Annotated in this window: 7 protein-coding genes and 5 pseudogenes; 7 read left to right on the plus strand and 5 right to left on the minus strand. The window is 56.0% G+C overall.

The annotated features are described in order from the left end of the window. Nucleotides 1-436: 436 nt before the first annotated feature. Nucleotides 437-1,804 carry a formimidoylglutamate deiminase gene (locus HMPREF3096_RS20845; protein ID WP_032414189.1) on the minus strand — a complete coding sequence of 456 codons (1,368 nt, stop codon included), beginning with the start codon at nucleotides 1,802-1,804 and terminating at the stop codon, nucleotides 437-439. A gap of 98 nt (nucleotides 1,805-1,902) precedes the next feature. Here HMPREF3096_RS20845 and hutC point away from each other — a divergent pair, with 98 nt between their 5' ends. Both hutC and HMPREF3096_RS20855 read left to right on the plus strand, forming a co-directional pair. Then, on the plus strand, nucleotides 1,903-2,664 hold the full coding sequence (gene hutC, locus HMPREF3096_RS20850) for a histidine utilization repressor (protein ID WP_032413289.1): 762 nt from the start codon (nucleotides 1,903-1,905) through the stop codon (nucleotides 2,662-2,664). After that, nucleotides 2,661-3,218 (plus strand): HutD/Ves family protein, encoded by a 558-nt coding sequence (locus HMPREF3096_RS20855; RefSeq protein WP_004118884.1) that lies wholly within the window; start codon nucleotides 2,661-2,663, stop codon nucleotides 3,216-3,218. The genes hutC and HMPREF3096_RS20855 overlap by 4 nt, the downstream gene beginning before the upstream one ends. 33 nt (nucleotides 3,219-3,251) lie before the next feature. On the opposite strand, the pseudogene HMPREF3096_RS31935 reads toward HMPREF3096_RS20855, so the two are convergent. The 3 pseudogenes from HMPREF3096_RS31935 to HMPREF3096_RS31940 form a co-directional block, all read right to left on the minus strand. Then, nucleotides 3,252-3,761, minus strand: a pseudogene (locus HMPREF3096_RS31935) (aromatic amino acid lyase); the annotation flags it as partial. A gap of 59 nt (nucleotides 3,762-3,820) precedes the next feature. After that, nucleotides 3,821-4,430: pseudogene (locus tag HMPREF3096_RS31810) on the minus strand (ABC transporter permease). 32 nt (nucleotides 4,431-4,462) lie between these two features. Next, nucleotides 4,463-5,468, minus strand: a pseudogene (locus HMPREF3096_RS31940) (ATP-binding cassette domain-containing protein). Nucleotides 5,469-5,967: 499 nt separating this feature from the next. On the opposite strand from HMPREF3096_RS31940, the gene hutU reads away from it, so the two are divergent. From hutU to hutG, 4 genes are read left to right on the plus strand one after another with little or no spacing between them, the layout of a single operon-like run. Next, a complete protein-coding gene (gene hutU, locus HMPREF3096_RS31565) occupies nucleotides 5,968-7,644 on the plus strand; it encodes a urocanate hydratase (protein ID WP_004118875.1) in 1,677 nt (558 codons plus the stop codon). 52 nt (nucleotides 7,645-7,696) lie between these two features. Then, nucleotides 7,697-9,088, plus strand: a complete 1,392-nt coding sequence (locus HMPREF3096_RS20875) for a purine-cytosine permease family protein (protein WP_004118873.1) — start codon at nucleotides 7,697-7,699, stop codon at nucleotides 9,086-9,088. An 11-nt stretch (nucleotides 9,089-9,099) separates the two neighbouring features. Continuing rightward, complete coding sequence (gene hutI, locus HMPREF3096_RS20880) at nucleotides 9,100-10,308, plus strand: imidazolonepropionase (RefSeq protein WP_004118868.1); 1,209 nt, start codon at nucleotides 9,100-9,102, stop codon at nucleotides 10,306-10,308. Beyond that, entirely contained in the window at nucleotides 10,301-11,110 is an 810-nt protein-coding gene (gene hutG, locus HMPREF3096_RS20885) for an N-formylglutamate deformylase (protein ID WP_004118865.1), read from the plus strand. Before hutI ends, hutG begins: the two co-directional genes overlap by 8 nt. A 202-nt stretch (nucleotides 11,111-11,312) precedes the next feature. On the opposite strand, the pseudogene HMPREF3096_RS20890 reads toward hutG, so the two are convergent. Continuing rightward, nucleotides 11,313-11,549: pseudogene (locus tag HMPREF3096_RS20890) on the minus strand (IS3 family transposase); the annotation flags it as partial. 2 nt (nucleotides 11,550-11,551) lie between these two features. Between HMPREF3096_RS20890 and HMPREF3096_RS29720 the strand changes: the two are divergent. Continuing rightward, nucleotides 11,552-11,844: pseudogene (locus HMPREF3096_RS29720) on the plus strand (IS1-like element transposase); the annotation flags it as partial. Nucleotides 11,845-11,909: the final 65 nt, after the last annotated feature.

Consider the following 11,909-nt stretch of genomic DNA (forward strand, 5'->3'; position numbering starts at 1 on the left):
ACACTAAATCAGTAAGTTGGCAGCATCACCCGCATTACGTTGGTAGGAGCAGTAGCTAATACTGAGAGCTGCGTCCGGCGTATGAGTTTTTATCCAGTCCCAGTCTATGGGCCGATCACTCACCCGAAAATTAACCGCATCATTACTGGTACTCAAATAAAACTGCCGGCTTCCAAGGCAGGAGGTCTGTACTTTATGAACTGTTTCAATATAAATTCAACTTTGATAACTAAATAGCATATTGATTCATGAGATAACCAGTAACTTATAATTCTGCATTAAAAGGTACTCACCTCCTGAATTGCAAGGAGTGAAGCCAAGCAAGAGGGGCGATGCATCATGACCGACACAATCCCGTTAGTAAAATCATTTGAATTATTTAAACTTCATTCAGAAACAAAACCGGTTCACCGTCGTTGAACCGGTTTGTTCGATTTCAGACTGCAAGATGTTTCATTACCTGAATAAATGCCTGTGAGACAGATTCTTCTTGATGGTGATGTCCATCCTCAATCACCCAGCGTCCGCCAGTCATCACCGCGGTAATGGGATTAGATGAGCAGGCGAAGATCCAGCGGTTGAGCAGCATCTGGTCTTCTGCGCTGGCGATAAAGGGATTCTGGCTATCCAATACGACCAGATCGGCCCGATATCCTACGCTTAGCTGGCCAATGTTTTGGCCCAGCGCTCTGGCGCCGCCTCGTAGCGCCCCTTGATACAGAACGTTGCCGACGTGAGGCTCTCCTGGGACGATGAGCCGGTTGCGGCGCTGGGCTATCAGGCGCTGCCCGTATTCGAACCAGCGTAAATCCTCGCTGACGCTGACGCTAATGTGGCTGTCGGAACCAATTCCCCAGACGCCGTTATGCTCCAGATATTGTGGGCCGGGGAATATGCCATCGCCGAGATTGGCTTCGGTGGTCAGGCACAGGCCGGCCACCGCACCGGATGCGGCGATCTTCATCGTTTCCTGAGGCGTCAGATGAGTGGCGTGGATCAGGCACCAGCGCGAATCCACGGGGAGATGGTTGTACAGCCACTCCACCGGGCGCTCGCCGGACCAGGCCAGGCAGTCATCCACCTCTTTTTGCTGTTCAGCAATATGAATATGAATCGGCTGCTGGCCAGGATGGCAGGCCAGAATGGCGCCAATCTGCTCCGGCGTAACGGCCCGTAATGAGTGGAAGCACAGACCGGTACGCTGCATTGGCTCGCCGGCCAGCCGCGATGTGAGCGACTCGTACATTGTCAGATAGCTGTCGCTATCGTTGATAAAGCGGCGCTGTCCAACGGAGGGCGGCTGGGCGCCAAACCCGGCGTAACTGTACAGGACGGGCAGCAGCGTCAGGCCGATGCCGGTATGTTTCGCCGCGCTGGCGATACGCAGCGCTAATTCCGTCCGCTCTTCATAAGGCGCGCCGCTGCTGCTGTGATGCAGATAGTGGAATTCGGCGACCGAGGTGTACCCGGCTTTGAGCATTTCGATGTACAGATAGCTGGCGATGGTTTCCAGCTGTTCTGGCGTTATTTTATCTACCAGCCTGTACATCAGATCCCGCCAGGTCCAGAAGCTATCCGACGGGTTTCCCGCGACCTCCGTTAACCCGGCCATCGCCCGCTGGAAGGCATGGGAGTGCAGGTTTGGCATACCCGGCACGACGACCCCTTTGATGCGCGTCGCATGCGGACTCGGCGCTGCGTTCTTTTCCAGCGCGGTTATGATGCCTTCTTCGGACACGGTTATGCCGACGTTATTTGCCCAGCCATCAGACAAAAGCGCTTTTTCTGCCAACCAGACTGCCATTTTACCACCTTATTATTAGTGCTAATATACTTGTACATATATATACATCTAACAGGTCATAGAGTAAACTGACAACGTCAGCATATGAGGAATGGTTAATGGCGCGTAATGACTTGTCAAATTCGGATTCCGTGGATGAGATACTTGAACATCCCGCCCCCTTTTATGAAAGGGTAAAGGTCATGATCAAAACCAAGATCCACAGCGGGGCATGGCCCGCGAATTACCGTGTTCCCTCTGAAAGCGAACTGGTTACGCTGTTTGGTTATAGCAGGATGACGATTAACCGCGCGTTGCGAGAACTGACCGCAGAGGGCTTGCTGGTGCGAATGCAGGGGGTCGGTACTTTTGTCGCCGAAATTCGCGGTCAGTCGGCGTTGCTGGACATTAACAATATCGCTGACGAAATCGTCAGCCGTGGCCATCGCCACCACGCCAGAGTTTTCAGACTGACGGAAATCGAAGCCGATGCCCAGCAGGCGTTCAGCTTTGGCATGCAGCAGGGTTGCGGTCTGTACCATTCGCTGATTTGCCATTATGAAAATGGCGTACCGGTTATGCTGGAAGACCGACTGGTGAATATGCAGGTTGTGCCTGACTACCTGCAGCAGGATTTTACACGTATCACGCCGAACGCCTATCTCTCCTCAATTGCGCCGATTGTTGAAGGCGAACACGTTATTGAAGCGGTCAACGTCACGCGGGCCGAGTGTGTTTACCTGGAAATTGATGAACATACGCCTTGTCTGCTGGTCAATCGTCGGACGTGGACCGGCCGTCAGGAGAAGAAAATCGTCACCAGCGTGCGCCTGGTCTATCCCGGTCCGCGTTACCGTCTGGAAGGGAGCATGCGCAAATGATCCGTCTGCTCCCTGCCGGGTTGTATACGGAAATGCCCTGGAAAAACGGCCTGGGCGTGACGCGCGAAGTGGCCCGCTATCCGGAATCGGGAGAATATGAATGGCGTATATCCCTGGCGACCATTCGCCAGCCTGGTCCGTTCTCCACATTTCCCGGCTACCTGCGCAATATCAGCGTGCTGGAAGGCGGCGGGATGTACCTGACAATCGATGGGCAGCGCAGCGCATTGATTGCGCCTTTCCAGGCGCTGGGGTTCAACGGCGCGAGCGGCGTATCCTGTGAGATTGTCGGCGGCCCGCTGCTGGATTTTAATGTGATTTACCGGGAAGCCGCTCTGCGGGCGACGGTGAGCTGGTGCGGGGCGGGAACGTGGTCGTATCAGGGCGGACTGCGGATATTGTTTAATGCCGGGCCCGCGTTGCGGGTGAGCGTCGGCGACCAACGCTATTTACTGGAACATTACGACAGCCTGCTGGTGGATGAAGCGGTGGCGCTGGTTATCCAGGACTCTCCGGGCGTGCGTCTGGCCCGCATCACGCTGGTTCCCCTTTAATCACGCCGCAGGCTCCATCTGCGGCGCCTGTTGTCACTCCTCTTCGCACAATGCCTGCAGCATCGCGCTGAGTTCGCCCTGATGAATCAGGGCGCGTAGCGCATGTATATCGGGGTAGAGCAGCGTATCTTTATCCCGAAACGGCACGCCTGACGCACTCTCTCCAGCGTCGCCTCGCTGCCCACGGCGGCACGCAGCGGGCGATGGAACTTCAGCGCCTGACAGGCGCACAGCAGTTCGATGGCGACGATGTCCACGGCGTTTCTACCGCCTGAAGCGCTATGCGTGCGGCGGCAACCTCCACATGCTGACATGATCTTCCTGACCGGCGCAGGTGGACACCGTGTGGATACTGACCGGGCCGGCCAGACTGCGGTTATCGCCCGCCAGCGCAGCGGCGACGTAGGGTGGGATCATCATCCCGGAGTACCCCGAATCCGGCGAGATAAGAAAGGCCGGCAGCCCGCTGAGATGCGTATTGGTTATTTAGTCGCAACGGGGCTGGGAAGCGGTGCTCAACTGGGCAATCGCAACGGCAAGCGCCGTTGGCGCACCGCGGATCTGGGGGATACAGCGTATACTAAGCGAGTTCTGAAGCATAATTATCCTCTCTGAGGTTGCCAGTTGCTGAGTTGACGAGTGGCGTAAACCACCAGCATATCCTGCAGCAGCGCCAGAATGATGCTGTCCGCGATCCCACCGATGATGGGAGTCAGAAATTGCAGCAGGAAGCCCCAGGGTAAACAGCGAGCCGAGCTGTGGTGTGCCAATTAATGCCGCGACGGAAACGATTCTGACCTTAAACACCACGGCAACGCACAGACCGTAACGAATCACCGGCACGGCCAGCGGCGGGTCGTTCTGGAAAAACTGCTGGGCGGGTTTATACCCGAGCGCTGCCGCGGACTGACGGGTATCGGCCGATACGGAGTCCAGCCCGTCGCAGACGGTGCAAACCAGTAGCGCAAAGCTGCCGATGGCAAGTGCGACAACAACATTAATGGGGTCCAGAATCTGCGTGTGGAGCAGCGGGGGCAGCAGCACAAACAGCGCCAGTGACCGAATGGTATACAGTATGCCAAACAGGTTAACGATCGCCGACTCGACCGATGGCAGGTGGTGAATGCCCCAGGCTACAGGGGGCGCCAGAATTACCCCTATTACTACCTGCACAATTGCGAGATAGCTGTGCCAGAGAAACAGGTTGAAGATTTAATCGCTCTGCGCCCATAGCCAATCGAATCTCATGCTCCCTCCTGGCGCGTGGATTTACACATGTCGAGTACTTGATTGAGGTGGATGGTCCCCTGCGGGATTTGCCGTTCATCGACGATCACGGCCCGGTGGTTGGGCGAGCTCAGTGCAGCGTCCAGTAAATGGCGCAACGGGCTCCCTTGCTGGTGGAACGTCGCCCCCAGATTGATGTTGTCGTGGGTAATTGCTGTTGCCGGCTGATGGGTGTCGAACCAGCCAAACGCTTTGCCGTTTTGGGTAACCAGCAGCCAGCGGTCGATGGTCATCTCTTTGGCCTGCTCGAAGGAACAGTCCAGCTCGGCATAGGGCTAGTTGCGTAACCCGGTTTCTGTGTCGGCGGCGTGTAAACTCAGTTTGCGATAGCCTCTGTCTTTGCCGATAAAGTCCGACACAAAGGCGTTTTGCGGCGTATTGAGCAGTTCGCCTGGAGAGGCCATCTGCGCCAGCTTGCCGCCAGGTTTAAGTACCGCGACCAGGTCACCGAGCTTCATGGCTTCATCAATATCGTGAGTGACCATAATGATGGTTTTGCTCACCTCTTTCTGAATACGCAAAAACTCTTCCTGCAGCTGTTCGCGGACCAACGGGTCGACCGCGCTGAACGGTTCGTCCATCAACATAAACTCCGGGTCTGCCGCCAGGGCGCGGGCAACGCCCACGCGCTGCTGCTGGCCTCTGGAAAGCTGTCAGCGGAAGGTTTGGCGATTTGCGGATCCAGACCGACGACTTCCAGTAATTCCCCCGGCTCTGGCTTTACTTTTAGTGGCGCAGTTGCACGATATCCATTTGCTCGGTTACTGGAACCGTTATCGGGCCAAATCCTGCATAACGATTCCAGTAACCGGTTAATTGTCCGCAACAAGGTGGTTTTCCACAGCCCGAAGGGCCGACAAATACCCTAATATTTCCACACGGTGCTACCAGGCCAAGGCCATTTACTTCGATCGAACCATTGTCGTAGTGCTCAGCCACATTCTGGGAGGTAATCTTCTTCACGCGTCTGATTGTTGTGTGTGGTGTTCCCGAGTGCAGGGGAGTCACGCGACAAAATTCTTCTATAGGTAATCTTGTATGTACAACAAAAACGCTTGTGTCAGTACCAGTGAAATACGCAATAAGATGGTTATTTAGTGATTTAAAACAATTCATTAGTGTATTTTTCCGTTATAGGGTACTGCCGTTTATGGCGAGATAAGAAGTCATGACGAGATAGAAAATGCACTGGTGTTATCTTTTTGTGATGTTTTGGTGCACAAAAATAAGGCAGAGAGCTGTATTTTTGCACCATAATGGCACATCACCACAGTGTGTTCACGATGGTATAGCGCAGGATGTCTCTCTGATTTAATGTTAGCTTACTGTATTTTATGGGTTTTATAAATTCATTACTAACCTGGCATTCAATATGCTTATCATGTATACACAACTAAGCCGTAAAAAATAAAATTTACGATTAAGTAGCATATGACAGGTTACAGATAAGAAGGTAAAGCGCATGAGTAAACAAGCAACCCGTTTTCGCGATATTGAAATCAGAGCCCCGCGAGGCACTAAGCTGAACGCAAAAAGTTGGTTCACAGAGGCGCCACTGCGCATGCTGATGAACAACCTGGATCCCGATGTCGCCGAAAATCCAAAAGAGCTGGTGGTGTACGGCGGTATTGGCCGGGCGGCCCGCAACTGGGAATGCTACGACAAGATAGTGGAGACCCTGAAGCAGCTCAATGATGATGAAACGCTGCTGATCCAGTCCGGTAAACCGGTGGGGGTTTTCAAAACCCACGACAATGCCCCGCGGGTGCTGATCGCCAACTCGAACCTCGTGCCGCACTGGGCAAACTGGGAGCACTTCAACGAGCTTGATGCAAAAGGTCTGGCGATGTACGGGCAAATGACAGCCGGCTCATGGATCTATATCGGCAGCCAGGGCATTGTTCAGGGCACTTACGAAACGTTTGTGGAAGCCGGGCGCCAGCACTATAACGGTAGCCTGCGCGGACGCTGGGTGCTGACTGCGGGTCTGGGGGGGATGGGCGGCGCCCAGCCGCTGGCCGCAACCCTGGCGGGAGCCTGTTCGCTGAATATTGAATGCCAGCAGTCGCGTATCGACTTCCGTCTGCGTACCGGCTATGTCGATGAGCAGGCGAGCGACCTGGATGACGCCCTGACCCGCATTGCCCGCTATACCGCAAAAGGAGAAGCGGTATCCATCGCGCTGCATGGCAACGCGGCGGAAATTTTACCGGAGCTGGTAAGACGCGGCGTGCGCCCGGACATGGTGACCGACCAGACCAGCGCACACGATCCCCTCAACGGTTATCTGCCGCTGGGCATGAGCTGGGAAGACTACCGCGCTCGCGCGCAGTCCCACCCGGTGGAGACGATCCACGCGGCGAAAGCCTCAATGGCCGAACACGTTAAAGCCATGCTCGCCTTCCAGCAGCAGGAGATTCCCACCTTCGATTACGGCAACAACATCCGCCAGATGGCGAAAGAGATGGGGGTGGAAAACGCTTTTGACTTCCCAGGCTTTGTTCCCGCCTATATTCGTCCGCTGTTCTGCCGGGGTATTGGCCCATTCCGCTGGGCGGCGCTTTCCGGCGATCCGCAGGATATCTACCGCACCGACGCGAAAGTTAAAGAGCTGATCCCCGACGACGAACACCTCCACCACTGGCTGGATATGGCCAGAGAGCGCATCAGCTTCCAGGGGCTGCCGGCCCGCATCTGCTGGGTCGGCCTGGGGCAGCGCGCCCGTCTGGGCCTGGCGTTTAACGAAATGGTCCGCAGCGGCGAGCTGTCGGCGCCAGTCGTGATCGGCCGCGATCATCTTGACTCCGGCTCCGTTGCCAGCCCTAACCGCGAAACGGAAGCGATGCAGGACGGCTCCGACGCGGTATCCGACTGGCCATTGCTGAACGCGCTGCTGAATACCGCCAGTGGCGCGACCTGGGTTTCCCTGCACCATGGCGGCGGCGTAGGGATGGGCTTCTCCCAGCACTCCGGCGTCGTCATTGTCTGCGACGGCAGCGATGCAGCGGCGGAACGTATTGCCCGGGTGCTGAGCAACGATCCGGCCACCGGTGTGATGCGCCATGCGGATGCGGGTTATGACATCGCGATTGAATGCGCCAGAGAGCAAGGACTTAACCTGCCAATGATTGCGGATTAATTTCTCCGGCGAAGGGGGCAATGTATCCCCTTCGCCTCACCGGAGTGCAGCCATGAATAATAACAACACAACATACATCGAAACACGTTCTATTGAACCCATCCCTGACGGTGAACGCCACGGTAGCATTTTTAGCCAGTTCACCCTGTGGCTGGGGGCTAACCTGCAAATTACCGCCATGGTCACTGGCGCATTAACTATTGTATTCGGCGGGGATGTTTTCTGGTCGCTGGCCGGTCTTATGCTGGGGCAGATTGCCGGTGGGATTGTGATGGCATTGCATGCCGCGCAAGGGCCGCAGCTGGGGATACCACAGATGATCAGCAGCCGGGTACAGTTCGGCGTCTACGGCGCCTGCCTGCCGATTCTGCTGGTCTGCCTGATGTACCTTGGCTTTATCGCCACCGGGGCGGTGCTGTCCGGCCAGGCGATCTCAGCGGTTTTCCATACTACGGAAACCAGCGGCATTCTGCTTTTTGCTGCCGCCACGCTGGTTATCGCCTACGTCGGCTATCGGTTGATCCACCTGTTGGGTAAGCTGGCAAGCCTGGTGGGGATTATCGCGTTTATCTACCTGCTGTGGAAAATCAGTGCCTTTCCGGCTATTGGCGACCTGCTGAGTATCCGACCCTTTAGCTGGAGTACGTTTTTAACCGCCACCGGCCTTGCGGCTTCCTGGCAGATCACCTTTGGCCCCTATGTTGCCGATTATTCCCGCTATCTGCCGCGCAGCACCTCTCCCGGGAAGGTCTTTTTCGCCGTCGGGAGCGGTTCGGTGATTGGCGCGCAAATCGCCATGACCGTCGGGGTGCTGGCTGCCGCTCTCTCTCAGGGAAAACTGGTCGGTCATGAGGTGGACTATATCGTCGGCCTGGGCGGCACCGGCGCGATTGCCACGCTGTTATATCTGAGCATCGCGTTTGGTAAACTGACGATCAATACCCTGAATGCCTACGGCAGCCTGATGTGCCTGGCGACGGTGTACAGCTGCGGGAAGCAGCGAGTGCGCGTAAGCCAGTCGGTACGTCTGCTGGTGCTGGCGATGATTATTACCCTGGCGACCGCTATCGCGATTATCGGGCAACACTCTTTCCTGTCGGCGTTTAAATCCTTCCTGTTGTTCCTGTTGACTTTCTTTACACCGTGGAGCGCGATTAACCTGGTGGATTACTATTTCTTCAACCATCAGGCGATAGACATGGAGGCTCTGAACGATCCGAACGGGAAATATCGGGCGTGGAATGTGACGGGGCTTGGGGTTTATCTCGTTGGAGTGGCGGTACAGACGCCGTTTATTGATAGTGGATTCTATTCCGGCCCATTCGTGAAGATGCTGGGCGGTATCGATATCTCCTGGCTCATTGGGCTGGCGCTTCCGGCGGGGCTCTACTATGTCCTGCGCAAAGCGCCGTCCGCGGCGGCTGTCGCCGCCATCAGTCGTTAAAGGAGAGCGTCATGTATACCCTTTGGCACCACTGCCGGATCGCCACCATGGCCGCAGGGCATTATCAGTTGCTTAACGATGGCGCGATGCTGACCGACGGCGCAGTGCTGTTATGGGTCGGGAACCGGGCAGAAATGCCGGACTTGCCCGTTGCGCAGCAGGTGGATTTGCAGGGCAGGGTGGTCACGCCGGGACTGGTGGATTGTCATAGCCACGCAGTGTTTGGCGGCGACCGGGCCCGGGAATTTGAAATGCGTCTCAACGGGGCGAGCTATGCGGAGATCGCGGCCGGCGGCGGTGGGATCGCCAGTACAGTCAACGCCACTCGACAGGCCAGCGAAAGCCAGTTGCTGGAGAGCGCGCGGCAGCGTATCCGGGAGCTGTGCCGGGACGGCGTAACGGCGCTGGAGATCAAATCCGGTTACGGCCTGGATCTGGCTAACGAACGTAAAATGCTGCGGGTGATCCGCCGTTTAGGCGACATAGTGCCGCTGACCGTGCGCAGTACCTGCCTGGCGGCCCATGCGGTGCCCGTCGAGTATCAGGAGCGGGCGGATGCCTGGATTGACTATATTTGCGAACGACTGCTGCCGGAACTGCATCAGGAAGGGCTGGTGGATGCGGTGGATGCGTTCTGCGAACACCTGGCATTTTCGCCCTCGCAAGTGGAGCGGGTCTTTCAGAAGGCCCGGGAACTGGGGCTGCCAGTGAAGCTCCATGCTGAACAGCTAACGCTACAGCATGGGGCGGCGTTGGCCGCTCGCTACCATGCGCTGTCGGCGGATCATCTGGAATATTTGTGCGAAGAAGATGTCGCCGTAATGGCACGCCATGGGACGGTGGCGGTGCTGCTGCCGGGCGCCTATTACTTCCTGCGTGAGAAACAGCTACCGCCGCTGGATCTGCTGCGTCAGTACCGGGTGCCGATTGCCCTCGCCAGCGATTTAAATCCCGGCACCTCGCCGGTGTTGTCCCTGCGTCTGATGATGAATATGGCCTGTACGCTATTCCGCATGACACCGGAAGAGGCGTTGGCTGGCGTGACGCTTAACGGCGCGAAGGCGCTGGGGCTGGATACAGTTTGCGGTTCTCTGGAAGCCGGAAAAGAGGCCAGCTTCGTGGCGTGGGATATCGCTCATCCGGCGGAGCTAAGCTACTGGCTGGGAGGCTCCCTTTCGAAACAGGTGATTTACCAAGGTAAGGAGGTTTATTGTGATTAAGGCGTTTGATTTGCGGCAGGGGAACCTGCCCCTGCTGGTCAGTATGCCCCATCCGGGAACGTTATTAACCCCCGAAGTCGACCAGGGACTCACGCCGAGGGCGAAGCGTCTGGAAGATACCGACTGGCATGTTCCCTTGCTCTATAAGACCATCGCGGACATGGGGGCCAGCACGTTATGCGCCCGCTATTCCCGCTATGTGGTGGATATCAATCGCCCGGCGGATGATAAACCGCTTTACAGCACGGCGACAACCGGGCTGTTTACCGATATCTTTTTTGACGGCGAAGCCCTGTTCGTGCCGGGCGGTGCGCCTGACGCGGCGGCGAAGGACGCGATCCTAAAACAGGTCTGGCAGCCTTATCACCAGGCGCTTGCCGCTGAACTGGCACGCCTGCGTGAGAAATTTGGCTATGCGCTGTTGTGGGATGCGCACTCGATCAAATCCGTGGTGCCGCGCTTGTTTGAAGGGCGCCTGCCGGATCTGAACTTTGGTACGGCGGACGGCGCCAGCTGTTCGACGCAGCTCAGCCAGGCGCTGCTGGCAAGCTGCAGTGCGTTCCCGCAGTATAGCCGGATACTCAATGGCCGCTTTAAAGGCGGATATATCACCCGTCACTATGGCGATCCCGTCAACCATATTCATGCAGTTCAGCTAGAAATGGCCCAGTGCTGCTATATGGATGAGGAGAGCTTTGCTTATCTTCCGGAGAAAGGGCTGCAGGCGCAACAACTGCTGGAGAGGTTGATTAATACTGCGTTGCAGTGGGGACGAGAGGAGTACGGCAAGCCCGGAATGTGAACACGTATATTGAAAAGCCGAAGACACAATCACACGAAAACACCAAAATAGACGAAAGCGATAAGGAAGGGAAGTGCTGACACAACGATCGCTTAGCCTTAATGCTGAAGCAGGATTCTCCCATGAAGGAACTGACCCATACAGCTTGACAGTTATAATCAACCAATGGACTTACCCCACGCCTGTAGACAAAATCCTGTCCTCACGACGAGGCCTGTTCAAAGGCCTCCGGACTGACGCTACCGAGGTGGCTGTGGCGTCGGTTACGGTTGTAGAACACTTCAATGTAATCGAAAATATCCGCCCGGGCCATGTCCCGGGTTTTGTATATTCTCTTCCTGATACGTTCTTTTTTCAGTGAACTGTAGAACGATTCGGCCACCGCATTATGCCAGCAGTTGCCACGCCGGCTCATGCTCGGTGCCAGGTTATTGGCCCGTCAGAAACACTGCCGGACATCAGCGCTATCTCTGCTCTAACTGCTGTAAAACATGGCGACTGAAGTTCACTTACACCGCCTCTCATCCCGGTACACTCCAGAAAATTATTGATATAGTCAGGAATGGCGACGGATGTCGCGCCAGTGCACGCATTATGAGCGTTGGCTTCAAAACGATTTTACGGCACTTAAAAAACTCAGGCCGCAGTAGGTAACCTCGCACATAGAACCGGGCAGTGACGTCATTGTCTGCGAGGAAATGGACGAACAATGGGGCTACCTCGGCGCAAAATCATGCTGGGTTAGCCCCTTTAAACACCAGACAGTGGCTGTATCTCCAGATAAGAGATAGGCTTGAAT

It is taken from the genome of Klebsiella sp. HMSC25G12, from assembly GCF_001807705.1.
Lineage (GTDB): Bacteria > Pseudomonadota > Gammaproteobacteria > Enterobacterales > Enterobacteriaceae > Klebsiella > Klebsiella variicola.

Coding starts and splice junctions, on each gene's coding strand:
- HMPREF3096_RS20845 (WP_032414189.1), bottom strand. CDS start 1,804: ATGGCAGTCTGGTTGGCAGAAAAAGCGCTTTTGTCTGATGGCTGGGCA.
- hutC (WP_032413289.1), top strand. CDS start 1,903: ATGGCGCGTAATGACTTGTCAAATTCGGATTCCGTGGATGAGATACTT.
- HMPREF3096_RS20855 (WP_004118884.1), top strand. CDS start 2,661: ATGATCCGTCTGCTCCCTGCCGGGTTGTATACGGAAATGCCCTGGAAA.
- hutU (WP_004118875.1), top strand. CDS start 5,968: ATGAGTAAACAAGCAACCCGTTTTCGCGATATTGAAATCAGAGCCCCG.
- HMPREF3096_RS20875 (WP_004118873.1), top strand. CDS start 7,697: ATGAATAATAACAACACAACATACATCGAAACACGTTCTATTGAACCC.
- hutI (WP_004118868.1), top strand. CDS start 9,100: ATGTATACCCTTTGGCACCACTGCCGGATCGCCACCATGGCCGCAGGG.